Annotated in this window: 21 protein-coding genes and 1 tRNA gene; 7 read left to right on the forward strand and 15 right to left on the reverse strand. The window is 36.2% G+C overall.

Annotated features, from left to right (window positions below; genetic code table 11):
- Positions 1-136 precede the first annotated feature (136 nt).
- Both GFU89_RS19970 and GFU89_RS19975 read right to left on the reverse strand, forming a co-directional pair.
- Complete coding sequence (locus GFU89_RS19970; RefSeq protein WP_318848800.1) at positions 137-628, reverse strand: DNA-deoxyinosine glycosylase; 492 nt, start codon at positions 626-628, stop codon at positions 137-139.
- A gap of 143 nt (positions 629-771) precedes the next feature.
- A complete protein-coding gene (locus GFU89_RS19975; RefSeq protein ID WP_318848801.1) occupies positions 772-2,766 on the reverse strand; it encodes a S9 family peptidase in 1,995 nt (664 codons plus the stop codon).
- 207 nt (positions 2,767-2,973) lie between these two features.
- Between GFU89_RS19975 and GFU89_RS19980 the strand changes: the two genes are divergently transcribed.
- On the forward strand, positions 2,974-3,840 hold the full coding sequence (locus GFU89_RS19980; protein ID WP_318848802.1) for a chitobiase/beta-hexosaminidase C-terminal domain-containing protein: 867 nt from the start codon (positions 2,974-2,976) through the stop codon (positions 3,838-3,840).
- A 53-nt stretch (positions 3,841-3,893) separates the two neighbouring features.
- Here GFU89_RS19980 and GFU89_RS19985 read toward each other — a convergent pair whose 3' ends face one another.
- On the reverse strand, positions 3,894-4,238 hold the full coding sequence (locus GFU89_RS19985; RefSeq protein ID WP_318848803.1) for a phage holin family protein: 345 nt from the start codon (positions 4,236-4,238) through the stop codon (positions 3,894-3,896).
- Between the two features lie 119 nt (positions 4,239-4,357).
- Positions 4,358-4,780 (reverse strand): PaaI family thioesterase, encoded by a 423-nt coding sequence (locus GFU89_RS19990; protein ID WP_318848804.1) that lies wholly within the window; start codon positions 4,778-4,780, stop codon positions 4,358-4,360.
- A gap of 242 nt (positions 4,781-5,022) precedes the next feature.
- On the opposite strand from GFU89_RS19990, the gene GFU89_RS19995 reads away from it, so the two are divergent.
- From GFU89_RS19995 to GFU89_RS20015, 5 genes are all read left to right on the forward strand, one after another.
- Complete coding sequence (locus tag GFU89_RS19995; RefSeq protein WP_318848805.1) at positions 5,023-5,445, forward strand: hypothetical protein; 423 nt, start codon at positions 5,023-5,025, stop codon at positions 5,443-5,445.
- 67 nt (positions 5,446-5,512) lie between these two features.
- A complete protein-coding gene (locus GFU89_RS20000) occupies positions 5,513-5,647 on the forward strand; it encodes a hypothetical protein (protein ID WP_318848806.1) in 135 nt (44 codons plus the stop codon).
- Between the two features lie 74 nt (positions 5,648-5,721).
- Positions 5,722-6,576: an AraC family transcriptional regulator gene (locus GFU89_RS20005; protein ID WP_318848807.1), complete on the forward strand. Its 855-nt coding sequence runs from the start codon at positions 5,722-5,724 to the stop codon at positions 6,574-6,576.
- A 227-nt stretch (positions 6,577-6,803) separates the two neighbouring features.
- The gene (locus GFU89_RS20010) at positions 6,804-7,298 is read left to right on the forward strand and encodes a hypothetical protein (protein WP_318848808.1); all 495 of its coding nucleotides are present in this window, start codon (positions 6,804-6,806) and stop codon (positions 7,296-7,298) included.
- Positions 7,299-7,716: 418 nt separating this feature from the next.
- Positions 7,717-7,786, forward strand: a tRNA-Ala gene (locus GFU89_RS20015).
- Positions 7,787-7,804: 18 nt separating this feature from the next.
- Here GFU89_RS20015 and GFU89_RS20020 read toward each other — a convergent pair.
- Complete coding sequence (locus GFU89_RS20020; RefSeq protein ID WP_318848809.1) at positions 7,805-9,931, reverse strand: DNA topoisomerase 3; 2,127 nt, start codon at positions 9,929-9,931, stop codon at positions 7,805-7,807.
- 118 nt (positions 9,932-10,049) lie between these two features.
- The gene (locus GFU89_RS20025) at positions 10,050-11,669 is read right to left on the reverse strand and encodes a reverse transcriptase domain-containing protein (RefSeq protein WP_318848810.1); all 1,620 of its coding nucleotides are present in this window, start codon (positions 11,667-11,669) and stop codon (positions 10,050-10,052) included.
- 458 nt (positions 11,670-12,127) lie between these two features.
- Between GFU89_RS20025 and GFU89_RS20030 the strand changes: the two genes are divergently transcribed.
- A complete protein-coding gene (locus GFU89_RS20030; RefSeq protein WP_318848811.1) occupies positions 12,128-13,327 on the forward strand; it encodes a hypothetical protein in 1,200 nt (399 codons plus the stop codon).
- A 56-nt stretch (positions 13,328-13,383) separates the two neighbouring features.
- Here GFU89_RS20030 and GFU89_RS20035 read toward each other — a convergent pair whose 3' ends face one another.
- From GFU89_RS20035 to GFU89_RS20075, 9 genes are all read right to left on the reverse strand, one after another.
- Positions 13,384-14,124 (reverse strand): M17 family peptidase N-terminal domain-containing protein, encoded by a 741-nt coding sequence (locus GFU89_RS20035; RefSeq protein ID WP_318848812.1) that lies wholly within the window; start codon positions 14,122-14,124, stop codon positions 13,384-13,386.
- A gap of 257 nt (positions 14,125-14,381) precedes the next feature.
- A complete protein-coding gene (locus tag GFU89_RS20040; protein WP_318848813.1) occupies positions 14,382-15,749 on the reverse strand; it encodes an alginate export family protein in 1,368 nt (455 codons plus the stop codon).
- A gap of 2 nt (positions 15,750-15,751) precedes the next feature.
- Complete coding sequence (locus tag GFU89_RS20045; protein WP_318848814.1) at positions 15,752-16,177, reverse strand: DoxX family protein; 426 nt, start codon at positions 16,175-16,177, stop codon at positions 15,752-15,754.
- A 217-nt stretch (positions 16,178-16,394) separates the two neighbouring features.
- Positions 16,395-18,167: an amidohydrolase gene (locus GFU89_RS20050; protein WP_318848815.1), complete on the reverse strand. Its 1,773-nt coding sequence runs from the start codon at positions 18,165-18,167 to the stop codon at positions 16,395-16,397.
- A gap of 58 nt (positions 18,168-18,225) precedes the next feature.
- Positions 18,226-18,915 (reverse strand): hydrolase, encoded by a 690-nt coding sequence (locus GFU89_RS20055; protein ID WP_318848816.1) that lies wholly within the window; start codon positions 18,913-18,915, stop codon positions 18,226-18,228.
- 42 nt (positions 18,916-18,957) lie between these two features.
- A complete protein-coding gene (locus GFU89_RS20060) occupies positions 18,958-19,833 on the reverse strand; it encodes a pirin family protein (protein WP_318848817.1) in 876 nt (291 codons plus the stop codon).
- A 358-nt stretch (positions 19,834-20,191) separates the two neighbouring features.
- Positions 20,192-20,776 carry a Crp/Fnr family transcriptional regulator gene (locus GFU89_RS20065; RefSeq protein WP_318848818.1) on the reverse strand — a complete coding sequence of 195 codons (585 nt, stop codon included), beginning with the start codon at positions 20,774-20,776 and terminating at the stop codon, positions 20,192-20,194.
- Between the two features lie 10 nt (positions 20,777-20,786).
- Positions 20,787-21,098: a hypothetical protein gene (locus tag GFU89_RS20070; protein ID WP_318848819.1), complete on the reverse strand. Its 312-nt coding sequence runs from the start codon at positions 21,096-21,098 to the stop codon at positions 20,787-20,789.
- Positions 21,099-21,230: 132 nt separating this feature from the next.
- On the reverse strand, positions 21,231-22,841 hold the full coding sequence (locus tag GFU89_RS20075; RefSeq protein ID WP_318848820.1) for a Na+/H+ antiporter: 1,611 nt from the start codon (positions 22,839-22,841) through the stop codon (positions 21,231-21,233).
- Positions 22,842-22,977 lie beyond the last annotated feature (136 nt).

A 22,977-nucleotide genomic window follows, 5' to 3' on the forward strand; every position in this document is an offset into this window, starting at 1 on the left:
CAAACAAAACGCTTTACTTATCCGTACACTTTGTCATTACGTAGGAATCTATACTCTTATCATCTCAACGCTCTTACTCACAAACCCCAAAAACCATTCAATCAACATACTGAATCTCGAATCCCGTAACCCATTCTCAACTCAAAAACTCCACAATCACTTTCCATTCTTCCAATTTCTTCTCAAAGGAAACTGTATGAAGCGGGCTTGTAGAAGGTAATAAAATAACAGGCAGTTTATAGCTTTTTCCTAACAGCTTCTGTAAGTTTTTATAGGATTTTCCTCCGTTGCAGAAAATGGCTTTCACATTTGGATGCTCTTCCAGCAATTCAGCAATCTGATTGGCTTCTTCGTTTCTGATCTCAGAATCAAGGCTTCCTTTCCGCTCACAGGAATCAATGACATCCCACAGGGCAATATGATGTTTCTTTATGATCTCAATTCTTTGAGTATACTCTTCAGTAAATTCTTCGTTCAGTAATTCGAAAATAATTTTCCAGAATTTGTTCTGAGGATGGGCATAATACTGTTGTTTTTCTAATGACTTCACCCCTGGAATTGATCCTAAAATGATAATTTCAGACTGAGCGTCAATAAGCGGTGAAAATGAAGAAATACGGTTTTGCATATTCAAATATAGAGATTTTATTCCGCGGATTATGCAGATTAAAAAACACGATCTTATTTAAATTTTGGCTAAAGCCATTGGGTTTTTATCATAAAAAAAGCGGGCCAAAGCCCGCTACTATTGATATTTTATTCTTATTGATCTTATAAAGTTTCCTTCAGCCAATCGAAGAATTCTCTCTGCCATACCAATCCGTTTTGTGGATGAAGTACCCAGTGGTTTTCATTCGGGAAGTACACCAGTTTAGATTTTAATCCTCTTAATTTTGCAGCCTGGAAAGCTTCCTGACCCTGCTCGTAAGGAACACGGAAATCAATTCCTCCCTGAACGATCATAATTGGTTTGTTCCATTTATCTACGAAATTGCTTGGGTTGAATTCTGTGTATGCTTTTGGCTGTGGTTTTTCCCATGGTGAACCAAGATCCCAGTTTGCAAACCAAAGCTCTTCAGTAGTCAGATACCATGATTTCATATCAAATAATCCATCATGAGCGATGAACGTTTTGAATCTGTTTTCATGAATTCCGGCCAACATAAATACGCTGTATCCTCCGTAGCTCGCTCCTACAGCTGCTACTCTGTCACCGTCTACGTATGGTAATGTTTTTGCAAAATCTGTTGCTGCCAGATAATCTCTCATCGGCTGTCCGCCCCAGTCTCTTGAAATTTCTTCATTCCATTTTGTTCCCCAGCCCGGCATACCTCTTCTGTTTGGTGCTACCACGATATAATCGTTGGCAGTCATCAGGGCAAAGTTCCATCTTACACTGAAAAACTGAGTAAGCGCAGACTGCGGACCACCCTGACAGTATACCAAAGTAGGATATTTTTTGTTCGGGTCAAAGTTTGGTGGGTAATGAAACCATACACCCATTTCTTTACCGTCTGAAGTTTTTACCATTTTAAGTTCAGATTTCCCCTGAGCCAGCTTAGCATAAGTTTCTTTGTTAGCTTCAGTCACCTGCTTCATTTCTCCGTTCTTCACGTTTACAGAGAAAAGTTCTGTTGCATGGTTTACGTCTGTTCTTCCTACTAAAAGTGAAGTTTTATTATCTGTAAAGATTTCGTTGACGTCAAAATCTCCTTTTGTGATCTGCTGTACTTTTGCTGATTTTGAATCAAGGGCAAAAAGCTGTTTCGTTCCTCTGAATGCTGCTGTAAAGTAGATTGTTTTTGAATCTGCTCCCCAAAGTACATCTCCAGAAACACTTTCGTCCCAGCCTGATGTCAGATTAGTTATCTTTCCAGACTTCCAATCCATGATTTTCACATCATTCTTATCTGCTTCATACCCGTCTCTGGGCATACTCTGCCAGATCAGAGATTTTCCATCAGGACTGAATTTAGGATTTACATCATATCCTTTGTTGGATTCCGTAAGGTTTTTGGTTGTACCTGATGCTAAATCGTAAGCAAAAATATCTGTATTGGTACTTGTAGAATAGTCTTTTCCACTTTTGGGTTTTGTAACATATAAAAGCTGTGCAGAATCTGAACTCCAGATAAAGTCTTCAGCTCCCCCGAAAGGTCTCTGAGGAGAATCCCACATTTTCCCTTCCAGCAGGTCTTTAGCTGATTCTGCTTTATCAGAAGTATTTACTACAAATACATGGTTGTATTTTCCTTCATTGAAATAATCCCAGTGTCTGTGGTTCAGATCTGTGTACACCTGAGCGGTAGTTTTAGGAGTATCAGCGAATTTATCTTTCCCCATTACTTTTTCTACCAATACCTGCTTGCTGAAAGCAATTTTCTTCCCGTCCGGAGAAATGACAACATTATCAACTTCACCGATGGTATAAAATTCTGTCCAGGTTTTCCCTGCATCTTTAGAAAGATAGATTTTATCGCCTTCCTGAGCATAGATCCCGTTTTTATCCCATTGAATAAGGGCTTTTTTACCGAAATCAATTTTGGAAGACTGATTATTAAGAACATTCAGAAAATAGTTCTCGTTTTTTGTTTTTTCTGTTTTCAGATCTACCTGTCCTACTTTATAGATAAGAGAACCCTGATCCGGTGAAACAGCCTGTACTCCAACTTTTTTCAAAGTCCAAAGAATTTCAGGTGTCATTACTTGTTGTGCATTCATTAAAAGCGGAGCTGCCAAGGCCAGCAGACTGTACTTAAGTTTCATATATCGATATTCATTTTTTAACGGATGTACGGAATCCTGCTGATTTCGTACCCTCCTTTTATTAAACTCAAAGATTGCCAAAGTTAATATTTAAAATAAAGATGAACGAAAGAATTAACATTTAAGTTTTCTAAAGTTTAAAGTAAGTTATTTATTAATAGGCAAATTGTATTAATTTTATAAAAAACAAACTAATATCCATCTTCCATGAAAAAATTTCTACTTATTTCGTCATTTCTTGTATCATCATTCTTTTTTTCTCAGCTAACGATGAGCCCTTTTGCAAGTCATTATGATAATCCTTATCAGGTCACTATTACCGGAATCGGAACTATTTATTACACAACAGATGGAAGCACCCCTACACTAAGTTCAAGCTCAGCTGCCAACAGCGTGCAAATTCTTATTGATCAGAATAAAGAAATCAAAGCATTTTTGGTGAACGGGCAGGGAAATTCTTCGGTTGTCATCAGTAAAAAATATTACACCGGAACTATTCCTTCTGCTGTTATTTATTTTAAAGCGCCTTCTACATGGACGGGAGGAAGCTGTGTAATGGTGGATAGGGTTAACCCTAATGCAGTCAACGGATTTGCCATGGATACATTCTGGCCGGGAATAACAATGCAGGCTGCAGGCTGCGAATCATGGTACAAGACTACCGGAGAGTTTGAAAATGCCAATCTTCGTTTTAATAACTGCACTCTTTTTGAAAACATTCCTCAAACCATAAGTTCGAATCTTATTCCGGCAGGAAGCACATTATATTATGACTTTACAAATGGTATTATCACAACTCCACCTTCATGTTTATTTTTAGTAAGTCATGAAACGATGTCAAAGAATAAGACTGTTTTAATCAAGGTGTATCCGAATCCTGTTTCAGATATTTTAAAAGTAAATACTAATCTGCATTTTCAGGAATATGAGATTATAGATGGTAATGGAAGAATCGTTTCAAAAAATCATTTTACCAAAGAAATTACGATCAGCCATCTTGTTTCAGGAAATTATTTTCTAAAACTGAAAGACCAGCAGGGAAGTTTAGTTTTGTTGAAATTCATTAAGAAATAAAAATATCCGCTCAAAATTGAGCGGATATTTTTTATTTTGATCTATTATTTTAATTAATCTCCATCTGAGAACATTGAATTTGCCAGAGATGTCACTATTGACAGCAGGATACTGAAGATAAATGCCCACCAGAAGCCTTCTACCACCATACTATCTATGAAATAGTCTGCAATCAGGATAATTCCGGCGTTGATTACCAATGCAAAAAATCCTAACGTAAGGATCGTTAACGGCAGACCAAACAGGCTTAAAATCGGCTTTACAAATATGTTAAGAACCCCAAGCACAATAGCAAAGATAATGGCTGAAGAAAACGTTTCAAAATGTACTCCCGGTAAGATTTTGGTCAAAAGATAGGCTACTATCGCTGTTACAAGTAATCGGATAATTAAGTTCATTGAGTTATTTTTTAATGTTTATGGGGGTGTATGGAGCAAAAGCCATTCCATTTCGAAAAAAAGAATTCCATGAAACCCTTTATTTAAAGAATATTTTGTCGATTATTTCCCTTAGTCGATTATTTTATTTTCATCATGGTGACCAATGAGGTAGCCACGTGACTTTCTGAGTCGGAACCTTCATTCCGAACATAGATTTCCGTTCTCACCACAATGATTTTCCCTCCGCCTTTGATTACATAGGATTTGGAAACCAACGCATCACCCATGGCAGGACGAAGATAATTTACTTTCAATTCAACCGTAACCACGTAACAATCTTCTGCATAATGACTTACTGCTGCATATCCAGAAGAAACATCTACCAGAGACGCAATCATAGCTCCGTTGAACATTCCTGCTTTTCTGGTCATCATTTCCATTTTAGGAATCTTCATGGATATAAAATCGGTTTCTACTTCCAGCAGTTCTGCTTGATAGAATTTTAAGGTTTCCGAACGGCTGAAGCTGTCTGTGATGAGTTTTCTTTTCTCTGGTGTCATTATTTTTTGAATTTGTATGTAAAGGTAGAAATTGATTTAAAGATTAAAGAATTTAAAGATTAAAAATTTCCAGCCGCAGGTAGCTTTGAGGATACTGATATACACTTATGCTGCTGCTTGATCTCTATGTGGATATTTAGACCTTATAGATATTGGAAACCTGTAAGGCTTGGTGTGTGGTTTGTTCAGTAATAATTAAAATTTTTCAGTTCAAAAGATTAGCTTTGCAGGAAAGCTTTATCATGGGTTTAAAAAGTTTTTTCCAATTTTTAGGTTTAGTTGCAGGCTTCAGTTTCCAGGCGCAGACCCTGCATTTGTATGGCGGCGCAGATCAGGATCAATACCTGGGATGCTTAAACTGTGATAATTTTGATAAGACTTCGATATGGAATAAGTTTAGTGATTACGGAAATGCATTCAGTTCAAAATCTATCTGGAATAGGTATGGAAATTATGGAAGTACCCACAGCACCTACTCTCCATGGAATGCGTATGGGGCTTATCCTCCGAAAATCGTTGATCAGGATGGAAACTTCTTTGGATTTTTTACGGGAAATCCTTATCAATCTGAAAGGTCTGAACTGGAACTGGCAGTAATTCTATACCAGCATCATGAGGAGATTAAAAATGATGTAGGTGGCTGGTATGAGAAATTGTTCCGGTAAACCACCCCGTCCGGAGGAAGAGAATTTTCACGTCTTCAGTTGAGATATTTTTATTAGAATAAAAGGTATGAAAAGTATAGGGCTGGATTCCTACGGAATGACAAACTGTGTGGATATGCAGAACGGTATATTTTTATTCACTAAAAATATGAATGAGAAAAAAGAATGCAGAAGTGCAGATGTTTCATCTAACATAAAATAGAATACAGTTTGCTATTGTAAAGAAAAAATTATTTAAATTTCCCGTGATTCATTTCAAAACAAAACCCTTCTATTATGCTGAATGATTACAAAAAACACGAATTGTTTGGAAAGACCCTGATCCAAAAAATTGATATGACAGGGCCATTCAGAAATGATTTTCCGGTTTCGGAACAAGCCTGTTTTCTGTATGTGATCAAAGGAGAGTTTCAATATAAAACAGATGAACAGGAGTTTGATGTTCCTGCCCATTATTCCCTGTTTCTGAACTGTATCAGCTCTGGAAAGCATATTCAGAATTCAAATGTAGAAAGTAACTGCCAGGTCGTCATTGTGACCTTCTACCCTGACATCCTGAAAAGAATTTACGACAGAGAATTACCTTCCTTACTGCAAAGGCCTGCAAACATAGTTTCAAATCAATCCAGTGAGAAAATAAGTAATGATTTTCTGATTCAAAAATATGTAGAGGGACTTCTTTTTTATTTTGAAAATCCCTCACTCATTAATGAAGATATATTAATTCTTAAGCTAAAAGAGATCATGTTATTGCTGGCTCAATCACAGAATGCAAATACCATTCAATTGATTTTGTCACAACTTTTCTCTCCTACCACTTATACTTTTAAGCAAATTATTGAAGCCAACTTATTTTCACAGCTTACCATTGAACAGCTTGCAGAACAAAGTAATCTGAGTATATCATCCTTCAAAAGAGAATTCGCAAAACTCTATGACGACACTCCCGCCAATTATATAAGAAACAAAAAACTGGAAAAGGCCGCCGAACTGCTTTTAATATCCGATGAACGGATTACTGATATCGCATTGGACTGCGGATTTAATGATCTGGCGACTTTTACAAAAAATTTCAGCGACAAATTTAATATTTCCCCTTCAGCTTATCGTCAGGAACGGAAAGAAAAATAATTGGAAAACTATTTTATACAAATTACACCTGCATTTCTTATTTCAGTAAGGAATGCTTTTTTTTTGAACCAAAATATCAAATTCTTGAACGAAATCACAAAATCATTTCTATGTTTCTATCGCAAATTTGTACCAACAGTTTCAGGGAATAACTTTCCTCTTCAGATGCCGTGAAAAGCAAAAAAGAATAAGAAACTGAATGAGTATAAATTTAAAATAATATTAATATGCTTCTATCAATTTTAGGAATTTTCCATACCATTATTGGTATCAGTGCCCTTGCCGGCGCAATAATCGGATTTATCAAATATGGTAAGATTAACCTGACTCATCTATCCGGAAAGGTCTACTTTTACGCTACGCTCATTACATCACTTTCAGCATTGGGCATCTCAAAAGCCGGAGGTTTCAATGCCGGGCATATCTTCTCTCTGTTTATAGTCGTTTTGATTTCTGTTGCTTACTTTCTTTTCTCGAGCAAAAAGGAAAACAGGAAAGCCAGATATTTTGAGAATTTTTTGCTGTCATTCAGCTTTTTCCTGTCCCTTGTTCCAACAATTAATGAGACTTTTACAAGGATTCCCATCGGACATCCTTTAGCTAAAGACATCAATGATCCCATCATTGGTCAGACCCTGCTTGTCATTTTCTTGCTTTTTGTAGCTGGATCGATCTTTCAGTTTATGAAGCAGAAAAAAGAGAATGTGGAAATTTCAGGATGATAATATGTTTAGAAAAACGGTAAAAACCACCCCGTCAAAAATTCTATGAATTTTCGCCACCCCTCCAAAAGAGGGGAATTTTTGTGCTTCAGTTGAGGTATTTGTATTTATGATGAAGATTGTGAAGGTCTGGAAAATAAGGGTGGATTCCTACGGAATGACAAACTGTATGGATAAACTAATCGTTATAATTGTTATTCCGTAGAATCTCGGTATAAATGAAAAACCGGAAGATTGTTGGAAAACGCAAAGGCGCAAGTTGTTCCCAAGTTGTCTGTTTTTAAGGCGCAAAGATTTTATATCCGATAAAATTTAAAATTCTTCGAAGATCCAGATTCAATACTATCTAAAATTGTATCGCCTATATTTATGAAGTTTCAGCCGTTATTTTATTATCTTTGAAGAACAATGCTCATATAGCGTACATTAAATGCTCCCGCGTTTGACTGGCAGTCAAAAGGTCACGGGTTCGAATCCCGTATTCTCCACTCAATGATAATATTTAATTAGCTAAGTTGTGTCTGAAAGTCATCGCTCAAAGTCAAAATACCTTCTGCAATAGCTTCCGGATGGGTGGTAAAGCCTTTTAATTTTGAAGTCTTCCCTTTTAAAACAAGGTCTAAAAGCTGTTTATCTGATAATTTTTTACCGAAAATTTCAAAGGTAATTTTAAAGCCACAGTTTTTGAAATCGGAACATCCTACCGCTGTTTTTCCTTTGATCAGGTTGTGTTCTTTACATTTCGGACATTTCGTTTCTTCCCAGGACTGAAGTTCTTTTTTCTGTGCGGGTTCTCTTTTTTTCTTCTCCTTTACTTCTTCTTTTTCCTCTTCCTGCAGGGTAATCACTTTTCCTTTTCCGTACACTACTTTTTCGGTCAATTCGGTAACCATCTGGATCAGTTCTTCTTTGAAAAGGTTGGCTTCATACTCGCCTTTTTCTATTCTACGAAGTTTTGATTCCCATTCACCAGTCAGTTCCGGACTTTTTAAAAGCTCGTCTTCGATGGTGTCGATCAACTGAATTCCGGTTTGGGTAGCGATGAGGTTTTTCCTTTTTTTCTCGATGTATTTTCTTTTGAAAAGTGTTTCAATGATGTTGGCACGGGTGGATGGTCTTCCGATCCCGTTGTTTTTCAGCATTTCACGCAATTCTTCATCTTCCACCTGTTTTCCGGCTGTTTCCATTGCTCTCAGCAAGGTTGCTTCCGTGTAAGGTTTTGGAGGCGTTGTTTTCCCCTGGTGAATCTTTGGATCGTGAGGTCCGGTTTCTCCTACAATAAATTCAGGAATGGTTTGTTCTTCCTCTTTTTCTTTGTCCTTATCTGTGGTTTCTTCTTTAGGTTCTTTAGCATAAACAGCTCTCCATCCAGCTTCAAGCACCTGTCTTCCGCTGGTTTTGAATGGAATGGTTCCTACTTTCCCTTCTACCAACGTATTGGAGATTTTACATTCAGGATAGAATACCGCTATAAAACGCTTTGCAATCAGATCATAGATCAGTTTTTCTTCCCTGCTCAAATTTTGAGAAGGTGGAATTTCCGTAGGAATGATCGCATGGTGATCGGTTACTTTGGTATCGTCGAAAACGGTTTTTGATTTTGGAATCGGAGCTTCCAGTAACGGAGCAATCAGATCCTGATATGGATACATTTTCTGAAGAATCCCTGTTATTTTCGGATATAAACTTTCGGATAGATAGGTGGTATCAACACGCGGATAGGTTACATGCTTTTTTTCATAAAGACTTTGGATATAATTCAACGTATTTTCTGCTGAATATCCGTATTTTTTGTTGGCTTCCACCTGAAGTCCGGTCAAGTCGAAAAGTCGTGGATTTTTTTCTTTTCCTTCTTTAATTTCGAAAGAAACGATCTCAAATGGATTGACTTTAAGATATTCCAGTCCTTTTTCTGCACGTTCCAATGTTTTTAAACGATCAATCGCTGCATTGAAAATAACGTCACGGTATTTGGTTTTCAGCTCCCAATATTCTTCTGTAGTAAAGGCATCAATTTCTTTCTGGCGCTGAACCAGCATAGCCAATGTAGGAGTCTGCACTCTTCCAATGGAAAGAACGGCTTTATTACCACCGAATTTCTTGGTAAAAAGTCTGGTAGCATTGATTCCCAATAACCAGTCTCCTATCGCTCTGGCATTTCCGGCCAGATACAGGTTTTTATAATCTTCTGCAGGTTTTAAACTTGCAAAACCTTCTTTAATAGCATCTTCCGTCAATGAAGAAATCCATAAACGCTGGATAGGTTTGTTGCATTTTGCCTTCTGCAATACCCAACGCTGAATGAGTTCTCCCTCTTGCCCGGCATCCCCGCAGTTGATGACCTCATCACATTCTTCGACCAATTTTTCAATGACTTTGAACTGATTTTCAACGCCTTTATTCGGGATCAGCTTGATTCCAAAACTGTTGGGAATAATGGGCAGTGAAAAAAGATTCCATGATTTGAATTGTGGACCGTAGTCGTGAGGTTCTTTCAGGGTGCAAAGGTGTCCGAACGTCCATGTCACGCAATAGCCGTTTCCTTCCATATAGCCCTGTTTAGGCATGGTAGCGCCCAATACTTTAGCAATATCTCTGGCAACACTGGGTTTCTCGGCAATACATAATTTCATGAACTCGGGGGTTTATTGAAGAGGGCAAAAATCGGGATTTTTTTTGACACTGCAAATTGGGACATATACCAACTTTAATATAAGAGATCTTTTATATGGAGATATATTAATATTCAATTCATTTTTTATGTAGATGTCTATTAATAGCAGTAAATACTACATGCTTTCTTTTTCTAATTTGATTCATAAAATGATCCTCTTCAAATATTGTACAACAACGTTTTACATAGGAATAATAATTAGATTCCTTTTTACTATTAGAAGAATAGTGCGAAAATTCATAAAACCCTCTATCATTCTTAACTAATGAATAACGTTTCCTATCCAGTTTTTTAAGTTCAGTACTTTCAGAATCTTTAACCTTTAATGGTTTATTATAAAGCTTTTTTATTTGGTTAATATATATTGCCTTCTTTGCTTCTGGATTCTTATCTAATAAAGTCTGGGCTCTTTTACATCTTCTCTTTGTTATTGAAATAATTTTTCTATAATAGGAAGATAGGTTAGCAGATTTTATAACCGTCTTATATCCCCTAAATTCAAATCCTAGATATAATAATGGAGTTTCTTTTTCTTCCTGTGTTGTTTTATTTACTTTAAAACAAGTCAACCTTTTCTGATTATGTTTCGGAGAATAATTAATATTTCTGAAAATAAATTTTTCAGTTTTATTTTTACTTATTTGAACTTTACTTTCTTCTACTAGATCATAAATATACCTTTCAATAAATTCCGCTTGATTAGGTTTACAAATTATTACAATATCATCTGAATATCTCTTATAATAAGCTCCTCTTTCAATCACAATATCATTGACAATTTTCAAGTCAAAATCATATAAATACAGATTGGCAAGAAGTGCACTAATTGGAAGTCCTTGTGGAATTCCAATATTTATTTTTTCGTTGGAAAAGAATGGATTATTATAAATTCTGAGTTTTCCTTCTTTAATCGCCTTTCTAAATTCTACATTGCTTTCAAAGAAACACCTGAATCCTTTTTCTTTCCTTATTTTAGCTAGTTTTGATTCATCAAAACCTAATCTACGTCCTTTCTTATTTTTTTTTTGTATTCTTAGATCATCAAGAAGTACATATCTAAATTTTGTACATGCTTTAAAGACATTATAATGATCTTTTGGTAATTCATCAACTCCTAAAAGCCACTTCCATTTTTGCTTTAAAAATTGATGATTTAAACTCGAAAAAAAACTTTTTAAATCAAAAGTCATAACACAAACATCTTGACTTTCACCTCTTTCTTTTATTTCATCAAATGCTTCTTTCGCAAAGTGAATTGTACTTTTGCCTTTCTCATTTTCTTTAGAAATTGGAATTTTGCGATAAGCATTTACAGAAGCATCTAATATAGGATTCTCCTTTAACTTTTTTTCGTAAAGCTCATTAAGAATATTTTTATAGTATCCATATACGAGTGCATCCATATGGCTGGCATAATGCAAAGGGCGAAGCTTATGTGTTTTCTCAGGTTTGTTGGTTTCTTTATGAAAATGACAATGTCTACGATTATCATTATGTTTATGCTTTTCAGAGTCTCCTTTCTTATATTTTCTATCTTTTAAAATAGTATGTATAAGTGGATAAAATGCATGTTTTTCTATATAATTTTCATTTGTAATATTCCGATTATAACTTACCCAATCCTCACCTATTTTAAGGGAAGGAGATAAATGTAAATAGCCTTTTTCTTTTATCCAATCAGGTTTATTTCTAGTCATAAAATTGCCTGCAAAAAGCCAATATCGTTTAATAATTACATACGCATTGCTAGATAAGTACCCAATTACTGAGTCATTGATAAATCCGTAATATGTATTGACATGTGTTGAGCTCACTCAGAAATCAGTGAGATACTGTATAAATAATATTAACCCTAATAATGAAGATGAAACCACATCATAGATTAACAAATTTCTTTAGGTTCTTGGATATTATCCAGGTATTCCTTAATTTAGTAACATGTTTCCTACTATGCTCTTCCAGCCCAAACAATGACTGGATTGAGACATTGCAATCCATTGCCCTTATAAACCATTTTTTATAAGTAAATCTTCTATATTTGCGAAATTTTAAAAGATCTTTTATCTCTACTAGTTGTAATTACACTCTTTTTGCAGGCTCTCAAAAATACATATTTATTATTATATTTGTCAAATAACCTTGAAATAATTAAATTATGAGTCATTTTTCCATTGGTGATTTTGTATGTCTTAAAAATCATCCTTACTTCGAATATAATTCACTCATTAAAATCGCTGCCAATGCAGACATGACACCTCCTGTAATGGTTGTTTCAGAGATACTAGATAAAAATGAATTTGATAGTACAACAGGGCAAAACATTGAAAAGCAATTTAAATGTTACTATTATTCACATAAAGACGGAAAATATCATGACAAATGGATTAAAGAATATGAAATTAAAAAACTAACTGCGACTAATACATATTTAGATTTAGATAGTTTAAAGATTATTGAAGATTATGATTTAGAATTTTTAAAGAAAAAATATATTGGTAAAACTATTTGCCTTAAAAGCATTGACTTTGAACTTACTAAAAAGAAAGTATTTATTGATTCTTCGAACGGCAAACGTACAAATAAAGAAAACAATCATTTAAGCTTTTTACCTCCAGTAATGACAATTATTGATATTCTAAAAAACAAAGACGAAAAAAGGTACTCAACAAAAAATAAGGGAATAATAGAAAAAGATTGTGCCAAATACCTTTTTAAATGTAAATGGTATAATCCTATTACTACATCATATTCTGAAGAACTTTTACCATCAAATATTTTTGGCTTAATAAAAAATAAGCAATATTCTCAAAATAGTTTAAAGAAAATATTGGATGAAAATTTATTAGTTCTTTCGAGATTAGACACTCCATTATCATTAGAAAATTCTTCTATTACAATCAAAAATTCGTTGTTAGATATTTATGAGATTGTATACAATCATTATTATTATAAAATAAATTATTTTGATTATCTGTTTCAAAAATATAGTTCTTCTGAAATTGAAAAAATTCACCTAAACCTCTCTAATAACTTAAATTTCACTTATACATTTAATAAAAATGATATTCTTGGTGAGAAATTGCCTAAAATAAATGGAAATACATTAATACAAATTAAGGAATCTAGCTTTATTAAAGATCAATATTATCTAATAAAATACACCGATAGGTTTGATAATGTAACAAATAGAGTGATTAGATCAAAAGGTAATATAAAAGTAAAACAGGGTCGGACTATAGTATCAACAGTAATAGAAGCAAACTGTTTACTCCGAAATGGAAAAATTAGACATTTTAATATTGACAGAATTATCAGCTCTCAGTTAATTATTGATGGAGCTAAATTATTTGAATAATAAAAGCCCCCTTAAAAAAGGAGGCCGAATCAACAATAGTAATGAAACTAGGTTCATTATTTCTTTTGGACTTCTGAAATGGCATCAGCAATTCCTCCGCCTGCGGTTTCAAAGAAGGCAGGACCAGCCAGAAGGTATACTTTTTCTAATTTTTTTGTGGTGGATAGTTTGTGTTCTTTCAGGTAGTTTTCAGAACGGTTGGCATGTACAATTCCTTTTACTACGTTTCCTGCTATCAAAGCGGTTGGAGAGTCTATTCCTGCATCTTTCAGATCACTGGCGAAGGCAAAATTGGTAACGCCTAATCTCATCGCTTCGCGGGCAGCCACTTCTCCTACGGAAGTCATTAAGTCAGGGGTAAATTTGTTACGGTCGCCCAAACCGATTAACAATAATTTCTTTGCAGACATCGACCCTACAGGAGGTGTAATCAAAAGGGTTTCTAAAGAATGTCCCTGAAACTGTCCTGCTTTTCTGATATTGGTCAGTTCTCCTTTTAAAGCTTCATCTAAATGAACTAATCCATTCAGTTTTGCGGGTAAAGCCTGAGTATTGAAGATGTCTCCTTCTGTATATTCAAAAACACAGGCTACCTGAAGTTGGGCATCAGCGGATGAAGGTCCTTGCACCAATCCTACCATGGAGATTCCGTCTATGGTTCCCCATGTTTTAGAGGTTCCGATGGCAGTTGTCTTTGCAGGTGCTGTGGTAGTGGTTTGTGCAAAACTTAGCGTAGAGAAAGCTAAAGCTGTGATTACTAATGAGTGTCTTAAGCTATTTTTTAGTGTATTTTTCATGAGATTTTTTTTGTTATTGTTATGAGTTTCGGGATGCGAGTTGTAAATGTTGTTTGTTGGGTAACGCAAAGGCGCAAGGTTTTTACATACTTTATTTTGTAAGGCGCAAGTCGCGTTGCTCCGGCTATTTCTTGTTTTTTCAAAGGTAGTTTCTGTGATGGATAGGTGCATTGATGTGGGGTAATTTTTGTTGCGGGGTTCGGGATGCGAGTTTTCGGGGTTCGAGCTGCGGGATATTCTGGCGGATATATGTATTTTTAAAATTTAAATACTATTCTGGAGTTGATAAAAAGTCCGTCTTTGTGGTTGTCGATCACATCGTTGATGAAAGCGCCTGTGTTGAAATATTGTATTCCTGTATTAAAGGTTAAAAACTTATTGATTTTATAATTAAAGCTTCCTAAGAAAGCGGTTCCGATATATCTCTTTTTTGAGTTGGAGGATGGCAGGTTTAATGTTCCGCTGGGTCTGTAAATTCCGTCCTGGGTAGAATATCTCCAGTTGAAAACAACATCTGCCTGTACGGTTATTTTTTCACTCAAATCCACGGTTGCATAGGGATGAATATCAATCAGATTCACAGGTCCGATCTGAGGATTGAATCCAAAATACCCTCCTTTCGGATACAAAGGGTTGAATGTTCCCAGCTTTCCGTCTCCTTTATTGCTGTCTCCTGAGATATAATCGTTTCTAAGGTTGATGGTCGGTTTTCCTTTTATATTTTCGAACATATATCCGATGTCTGCAGAAGCTGTCCACGCGCTGATATTTCCTTTATTGAAGTTTCCAAACTGATAGGCCGCTTCAAAATTGTAGATAAAACCACCACCATATCTCCAGAACCTTCCTCCTAAAGTATGTCTGTTCTCATCTGAAATTCCATCTTCAAAACGTACATCTTTTCTGTGAATTCCCAGGTAATACAACTCCAGATTTCCACTTCTTGGAATAATCAGCGTGTTGTAACTTCCCCAAAGGTTAATTGATTTTGAAGATTTATTATCGAATGCTCCGGGACTGATTTCACTGGCGGCCATCATAAAGGCATCGGATCTGAAATTCCCTCTTTTGTACATGAATTTTAATCCATCAAAATAGAGTCTTAAATTCGGACCTTCTCTCACTGAGATGAGTCTTCCGCTTCCATAATCCAGTTCCTGCCTTCCTGCACGCACTGTCAGTTTTTCTTTGTCATTCTTCAGGATATCTACATCAATGAAGAGATTCTGAATATTCAAATGGTCTTCATCAATAGGTCTCGGTCCGTTCTTCCTTCCGTTTTCCCAGGCACTTCTCACCTGTCCGAAAATTCTTACCCTTGACCCCAGATGCAAATCTGCATGCATATTATACCTTTGAATGAGAAAAGGATTGCTTCCAATTCCTGATCTTCCCCAATCTTCATTGTTAAAATCTACAAATTCCAATCTTGCTTCTCCCCCTACCGACAAATAGTTCTTATTATTTTCCGTAATAGGGATATATTTTATGGAATTATAAAAAGTCTTTGCAGAGTCTTTATAGGTGGAATAATCCTCATCAAACCTCATCAGCTTGAACTGGGCAGAAAGCTGAGCTGGAATGAAAATTTGCAGCAAAAGTGCAATGGCAATCAGTTTTTTCATGATTATTTCTTGGTTAAAAAATTATCAACTGAGTATTTCCCAGCCCCCATAAACAGTAAAAACAGGTAACATAAGCTATACATGAAAGGAGTGTCTTTCACCAGTAATGCATCATTCCAATGGAGGATAAAGTATCCCGTAAGGGTCACCGCCAAAATAGGTAATACTGCAATTCTTGTGAAAAATCCAAAGATCACAAACACCGGAAATACCAGGTTGGCAGCATCTGCAAAAAGACTGTTGAAGGCTTCCGGAAGGTGCAGCGGGTTCGGAACCTGCTCTGCTTCTGAAACACCTACTCCTAATTTTTTTAATCCGTGAGCTACGATTAATTCTGCAGAAAGTAAGACTCTGAAAACTAAAAGTGCCATGTCCGTTAATTTTCCTGACGGATTGGTATTGGTGATGATGTGGATTAGCTTTTTCATGATCTAAATGGAATTTTTAAGAGTGAGTTTGATTGAGAAAATTTTGTTTAACCGCAGATTACACGGATGAGCACAGATGATTGTGAATATTTTATACTGCTGATGGTTTTGCGTGTAGGGCCACCCCGTCAAAAATTCTTTGAATTTTTGCCACCCCTCCAGATGAGGGGAATGTTTGCTCCTTCAGTTGAGGTATTTGTGGCTTTTGTGGTTTACATTATTTGGTTTGATAACCTCCATAATATTTTACAGGTGACCAGTCCGGGATAACCGGAAGAGGTGCCGGAGCATCGGTTTTGTAAGTGTCGTCTCCGTACACTACTTTTCCGTCTACAATCGTCAGTTTTGAAGTAATGTTCTTGATTTCTTCGTCATTGACTGTGAAATAATCTTTGTCTAAAATGGTAAGGTCTGCAAAATATCCTTTTTGTATTTTCCCTTTCTGATAGTCTTTTATTAATTCATATCCGCCATAGGTAGAAAGTGATAAAGCTGTTTTTCTGTCTAAGGTATTTTCTTTGCCCATTACCTGATTTCCTCCGATTGTTTTTCCTGTGGTGATCCAATATAAAGCAACCCATGGATTGTAGCTGGCTACTCTGGTTCCGTCTGTTCCCAGTCCGACAGGAATTCCCATTTCAAGCATTTTTTTCACCGGTGGAGAAGCTAAAGCTGGTTTTTTACCATATCTGTGGATGAAACTCTCACCCTGATAAGCCATTCTGTGCTGTATGGCAATTCCGCCACCCATTGCTTTGATTCTTTTCATGTTGTCTTCAGTAACGGTTTCGGCATGATCAATAAACCAGACTAATCCGTTCAAAGGGGTTTCTTTGTTGACTTCTTCAATGACATTTAAAAATCTTGTGATACTTTCATTATAAGTGGCGTGAATTCTGAAAGGCCATTTATTTTTAACCAAAAGACTTACTACTTCTTTCATATTTTTTTCCATGGTTGCAGGAAGTTCCGGTCTTGGGAAAAGGAAGTTTTCAAAATCCGCTCCATCAGATACCAGGTTTTCTCCTCCTCCGTTGACATGATAATCTATTTCGTTGAAATCGTTGTGGCCATGATCGTCAATCTCTACCATCCCGATCCATTTAGTGTAATCTGCCAGCTCAGAGCCTTTCTTCTGGGCAAATAAATAGTAAGGCAAACGAACGGTAATTTTTCCTTCTTTGTTCAACTTGTCTGTTGTTCCATAGTCATCAGGAAAATTCTGGAATCCTCCTCCTGCATCCATCACAGCGGTTACTCCCAATCTGTTCAGTTCAGTCATATACTGAAGGGTAGAATTTACTTTTTCTTCTTCTTTCAACTCCGGCAATTTTGCCAATGTTGAATAAAGGATAAAAGCATTGGGTTCTGCCACCAGTAAACCTGTAGGATTTCCGTTGTTGTCTTTCTCTATCAATCCTTGTGTTGGGTTTGGAGTATCTCCGTTGATATTCAGTTCCTGTAATCCGGCTTTGTTCAACCATGCTTTTCCATAAAGATACATGACGAAAGTGGGTACATTTCCTGTTGCTTCATTAATTTCAGCCAGTGTAGGAAGTCGTTTTTCTTCAAACTGATATTCATTCCAGCCTCCTATTACTCTTACCCACTGTCCTTTTGGGGTTCTCTCTGCCTGTTCTTTCAGCATTTCCAAGGCTCTTTTTAGGGATTTTACTCCATCCCAACGAAGTTCCGTATTGTAAAATCTACCTCCACGAATTACATGCAGATGACTGTCAAACAATCCTGGAATCACTCTGTTTCCTTTGGCATCAATGACTTTGGTATTGCTGTTTTTTAGTTTTAAAATCTGAGCGTTCGTTCCGGTTTGTAAGATTTTATGGTCTTTTATAGCGACAGCCTGTACTTCGGGATTCTTATCATCCATTGTGGTGATCTTCCCATTGGTAATGATCATGTCTGCTTTCTGAGCATGTAGTATTCCCGTTCCTAAAACCGCAGAAAAGATAAGTGTATTCAGTAATTTCATTATTTCAATATTTAAGTTTGAAGGTTTCGGCAGGCTTTCAGCCTGCCGAAACAGACCATTAGTGTTTTAACATTTCCTGAGCGTACTGAATTCCGATACCGTAAGCTCCGCCGTGTTTTTTCATCAGATCATTCACAGGTTTGTAAGTTTCTTTTCTTGCCCAGTCTCTCTGAAGTTCCAATACATACTGAACAGAAGTAATAGGATGTGCCCCAGCCTGAACCATACGGGTGATTGACTGATCATGAGCTTCTTTAGAAATATCACCTGAAGCATCTGTTACCACATATACATCATACCCTTCATCAATAGCTGATAATACTGGTCCTACGATACATACACTCGTCCACAATCCTGCAAAAACCAGTTTCTTTTTATTTTTTCCTGTAATGGCTTTGTGAGCATTAACATCTTCCCAGGTATTCATCGTTGTTCTGTCCACATATCCGCTTGTTGCTTGAGGATATACTTCTGAAATTTCAGGGAAAACAGGTCCGCTGAATGATTTTTCTGCCACGGTTGTTACCACTGTAGGAACATTAAAAATCTTTGATCCTCCAGCTACCAGTGCTACATTGTTTCTTAATTCTTCCATACTGATGCTTTTTGTTGCAAAAGCCATCTGTCCTTCATGGTCTACAAGTATTACCGCATGATTGGTAGGATTTAATAATGATTTTCCAGGGTTTTGAGCTGACGCAGTTAAGGATAATAAACCAGCTGCAAATGATAGGATTAATTTTTTCATAATGATTTAATTTAAGGGTTGTTATTTTCTGTTTAATTTTTATTATAGTGTCATTGGTACGTCCATTACAAGGATTTCTGTACCTTCTTTTAGTGCTTTGATATTGATATTCTGAATGTCCCAGACTCCGAATCCATCACGTTCTTCCAAAGTCTCTCCGCCTATTTCTGCGCTTCCTTTCAAAATGAAAACATAAATTCCGTTTCCTTTTTTTCTGATTTGATAAGATGCTTCCGTATTCTGATCAAAAGTTCCCAGATGAAACCAGGCATCCTGATGAATCCACACTCCTTCGTCATCTGCATTAGGAGAAAGGATCTGTTGAAATTGATTGTGTCCTTTCGTTTTGTCTAAAGTGATCTGATCATATCTTGGCGTAACATTTCTCTTTTTCGGATAGATCCAGATTTGAAGGAATTTTACAAGCTGATCACTGTTTTTGTTGAATTCGCTGTGCATGATTCCGGTTCCTGCGCTCATTACCTGAATGTCACCACTTTTGATAATGGCTGTATTTCCCATACTGTCCTTGTGTTCAAGATCGCCCTCCAAAGGAATACTGATGATCTCCATATTGTCGTGAGGATGGGTTCCGAAACCTCTTCCTGCCTCTACTTTATCATCATTCAGGACTCTTAATACTCCGAAGTGCATTCTTTCAGGGTTGTAATAATTGGCAAAGCTGAAAGTGTGCTGGCTCAACAGCCATCCGTGGTCTGCCTTTCCTCTTGAATCAGCTCTGTGGATCACAGAATTTTCTTTTATTTTTGATTCTGTATTGGGAAGATGATTGTATCCGATTGGTTCTAATGGTTCAATCTCATCAATTTCATTTTTCATAGTATTTGCCAGAGAAGCTGATGCGACAAACATTCCTGTTCCCAATAATCCTTTCTTTAAAAAATCTTTTCTGTCCATATCAGATTGTTATTTGTTCTTGTTTGATAGGACAAATGTAGAGAGACCGGAAACCCTGCACATTTAACTAGTTTAATAAATGAGTTTACAGCAAAAAAAAATGCCGGATACGTTTTGTATCCGGCAGTATGATTATAAATAAATGAAATATAAGTAGCCTGTTCTTTCTTGTCTTGTATAGTTTTACCAATAAACTAGAGTATGTAAAGAATATATATGTTTAGATTCCTACGGAATGACAAATAGTACGCTTTCTCTCTCCATACAGTTTGTAATTCCGTAGGAATCTCACTATTTCTTATTAGTATTGATTATTGAGTTGATAAAATAAAGCAAAGGGTTCTTTAAATCTGAAAGATTATTTCTCCTTTGAAGCAAGGCGTTTTCTGATAGTGCTTACAAACTCTTTTGAAACCCCAAGATAGGAAGCGATGTAATACTGTGCTACTCTTTGCGGGATTGAAGGATATACCTTTATAAATTCAAGGTATCTATCTGATGCGGTCTTGGAAATGGTATTTACCAAACGGCTCTGCAATGTTGCCAGATTTCTCTGAACCAGCATTCTGAAAACTCTTTCGAGTTTCGGAATTTCCTGCAGCAGTTTTTCTTTGGTTGCAGGATTCAGCATATAGATTTCTGAATCTTCCAAGGTTTCAATATAAACTTTTGAAGGTTTCTGCTCCTGAAATGAGGCAATATCACTGATCCACCAGTCTTCAATGGCAAACAGCAGCGTAACTTCAGTACCAGCATCATCCAAACAATACATCCTTATACATCCTTTGTGAATATAACCTTCAAACTGGCATATCTCTCCTTCTCTCAGTAAAACGGTCTTCTTAGGAAATGACTGGCATACCAGCAAATCTGTAAATATTTTTTGTTCTTCGGGAGTGATTGAGATAAATCGTGTAATATTTTTGATGATATTTTCAAACATAATGTCAGGTTTATCCCTGCAAATTAGGAAAAAGACTGTAAACTTCGTTCTTTAAAAGTCCGCTTCCTCCTCCGTAATGATCAATTACTTTAACATCTTTATCTAATCTGGCACAAAATATTTTAATATCTTTTTCAAAATCCTCCTCCAGTCCGGAGCTTAAAAGCACAATATCTACTGTATTCTCTTTTATATATTCGTAGCAGAAATTTTCATCACTTTGTATTTCGGCAGTCCAACCTTCGTTATTTTCTATAATTCTTTTTAAAGTATCGAGAATTTCCTGATTCTTTCCAATGACTAAAAAATGTAATGTTTTCATTTTATTCAATATTTATGTTGTGATTAAGGTAAGAAACGGTTGAGTAAAAAACACATATCTTATACAATCTGTCACAGCTCATACCCTCTCTAACCCGAATTTTGTATCCCGAAACCCGCATCTCGCTCTATTCTACAAATGTTTATTCCCTGTTATTTTCAGTTCATTCAAATCCAGCTGAGATTCGGCTTTTCTAATCTCATCATCACTGAATAATTTTTCACGTTTCATTTTGAATAGCTCCTTTCTCTGTAATGCAAAAATATCGAGTATAATCTGATGGTATTCTTTCAGATCATTCTGCCTGTTGGAGCACATTTCTAAAGAGCTTAAATGACTCTGATGAAGAGAGATATCATTTTCAATCGTATTTTTAAAGTTTTCCACCAGACTGTTGGATTGTAAACTGGATTCGTATTTTTCATTTAATCTGTTTACCGCCAGGCTATCAAGTCTGATCTGGATACCTGCCTGCTGTTCATGAGATGGTAAAATAGGATCAATCTCTTCTATTTTAGTAAGCTTAATAATAAGAGGCAGTGTCAATCCCTGAAATACCAATGTCACAAAAATGACTACAAATGTGATAAAAATGATTAGATTTCTCATGGGAAATTCGGCCTGAGTATTCATCATTACCGGAATAGACAGCGCTGTAGCCAAAGAAACTACACCTCTCATTCCTGCCCATCCTATAATTAATGGGTTTTTCCATCCCGGACTCGGATCACGACGGGCTTTTTTACTCAACCATCTTGGAATATGAGCCACAGGATAAATCCATAACATACGTACTGCAATAACGATTAAACTTATAATTAAACCATATTTGATTCCTTCCATTAATGAAACTTCACCCAATCCATTGATAATATCCGGAAGTTCAAGACCAATTAATACAAAAACCAAAGCGTTCATTACAAAGATCAGGGTATTCCAGACTCCTGTCATATTGATTCTTGTAGTTCCTGTTTTAAAAATTTCATGAGCACGGAAAGACATAAATAAACCTCCACTCACTACAGCCATTACTCCCGAAAAATGAAAATGTTCTGCAGAAAGAAACAGAATATAAGGCGTAATTACTGTAATTGCAGCATCAATGGCGGGTGTAGTGGGTAAAAAACGGTGAATTGCATAAAAAATATGAGCTCCGATAATTCCAACAACAACACCCATTCCTGCTACCAGAAAAAACTGTCCGGTTGCTTCATGCATTGAGAAAGCTCCTGTCATTACTGCAGCCAGCGCAAATCTGAAAACAATCAGTGAAGAAGCATCATTGATCAGGCTTTCCCCTTCCAGTATAGCAAGAGTACGTTTTGGAACTTTTAATCCTTTTAAAACTGTCGTGGCAGCAACTGCGTCTGGTGGTGAAACTATTCCTCCCAATAAAAAGCCCAATGCCAAAGTAAACCCCGGAATCAGCATTTGGGAAGTATAAGCAACTACCAGCGAGGTCAGAAATACCAGCCCAAAAGCCAGCAGACTAATGGGACGTTTCCATTTCCAGAAATCATTCCATGAAGTATACCACGCTGCTTCATATAAAAGAGGAGGTAAAAAGATTAAAAATATAATTTCAGGATCCAGCTTTAAAACAGGAACTCCCGGAATAAAGCTAATTCCTAATCCGGCAAGCACCAGAAAGATAGGATAAGCAATCTTAATCCGTTGTGCCAGCATGACCAGCATCATAACGAGTAATAAAAGTCCCAGTATTAAAAGTAGTTGTTCGTGCATAGTTTTTTAAGTTATAATGTAGATTCTGGATTATATAGGTTTTGGCTAAAGCCCATGGTTTAATTATTTATTGTAAGGCGGGCTGAAGCCTACCTTTACTGAATGATTCTTGATTAGATTCCTACGGAATGACAAA

Origin of the sequence: Chryseobacterium sp. JV558 (assembly GCF_033712365.1) — a bacterium.
Lineage (GTDB): Bacteria > Bacteroidota > Bacteroidia > Flavobacteriales > Weeksellaceae > Chryseobacterium.

Excerpts from the sequence above, each read along its gene's own strand:
- GFU89_RS19985 (WP_318848803.1), bottom strand. The coding sequence starts at position 4,238 with ATGAACTTAATTATCCGATTACTTGTAACAGCGATAGTAGCCTATCTT.
- GFU89_RS19995 (WP_318848805.1), top strand. The coding sequence starts at position 5,023 with ATGGGTTTAAAAAGTTTTTTCCAATTTTTAGGTTTAGTTGCAGGCTTC.
- GFU89_RS20030 (WP_318848811.1), top strand. The coding sequence starts at position 12,128 with ATGAGTCATTTTTCCATTGGTGATTTTGTATGTCTTAAAAATCATCCT.
- GFU89_RS19990 (WP_318848804.1), bottom strand. The coding sequence starts at position 4,780 with ATGACACCAGAGAAAAGAAAACTCATCACAGACAGCTTCAGCCGTTCG.
- GFU89_RS19970 (WP_318848800.1), bottom strand. The coding sequence starts at position 628 with ATGCAAAACCGTATTTCTTCATTTTCACCGCTTATTGACGCTCAGTCT.
- GFU89_RS20040 (WP_318848813.1), bottom strand. The coding sequence starts at position 15,749 with ATGAAAAAACTGATTGCCATTGCACTTTTGCTGCAAATTTTCATTCCA.
- GFU89_RS20025 (WP_318848810.1), bottom strand. The coding sequence starts at position 11,669 with ATGACTAGAAATAAACCTGATTGGATAAAAGAAAAAGGCTATTTACAT.
- GFU89_RS19975 (WP_318848801.1), bottom strand. The coding sequence starts at position 2,766 with ATGAAACTTAAGTACAGTCTGCTGGCCTTGGCAGCTCCGCTTTTAATG.
- GFU89_RS19980 (WP_318848802.1), top strand. The coding sequence starts at position 2,974 with ATGAAAAAATTTCTACTTATTTCGTCATTTCTTGTATCATCATTCTTT.
- GFU89_RS20060 (WP_318848817.1), bottom strand. The coding sequence starts at position 19,833 with ATGGACAGAAAAGATTTTTTAAAGAAAGGATTATTGGGAACAGGAATG.
- GFU89_RS20005 (WP_318848807.1), top strand. The coding sequence starts at position 5,722 with ATGCTGAATGATTACAAAAAACACGAATTGTTTGGAAAGACCCTGATC.
- GFU89_RS20010 (WP_318848808.1), top strand. The coding sequence starts at position 6,804 with ATGCTTCTATCAATTTTAGGAATTTTCCATACCATTATTGGTATCAGT.
- GFU89_RS20075 (WP_318848820.1), bottom strand. The coding sequence starts at position 22,841 with ATGCACGAACAACTACTTTTAATACTGGGACTTTTATTACTCGTTATG.
- GFU89_RS20050 (WP_318848815.1), bottom strand. The coding sequence starts at position 18,167 with ATGAAATTACTGAATACACTTATCTTTTCTGCGGTTTTAGGAACGGGA.
- GFU89_RS20000 (WP_318848806.1), top strand. The coding sequence starts at position 5,513 with ATGAAAAGTATAGGGCTGGATTCCTACGGAATGACAAACTGTGTGGAT.
- GFU89_RS20035 (WP_318848812.1), bottom strand. The coding sequence starts at position 14,124 with ATGAAAAATACACTAAAAAATAGCTTAAGACACTCATTAGTAATCACA.
- GFU89_RS20055 (WP_318848816.1), bottom strand. The coding sequence starts at position 18,915 with ATGAAAAAATTAATCCTATCATTTGCAGCTGGTTTATTATCCTTAACT.
- GFU89_RS20045 (WP_318848814.1), bottom strand. The coding sequence starts at position 16,177 with ATGAAAAAGCTAATCCACATCATCACCAATACCAATCCGTCAGGAAAA.
- GFU89_RS20020 (WP_318848809.1), bottom strand. The coding sequence starts at position 9,931 with ATGAAATTATGTATTGCCGAGAAACCCAGTGTTGCCAGAGATATTGCT.
- GFU89_RS20065 (WP_318848818.1), bottom strand. The coding sequence starts at position 20,776 with ATGTTTGAAAATATCATCAAAAATATTACACGATTTATCTCAATCACT.
- GFU89_RS20070 (WP_318848819.1), bottom strand. The coding sequence starts at position 21,098 with ATGAAAACATTACATTTTTTAGTCATTGGAAAGAATCAGGAAATTCTC.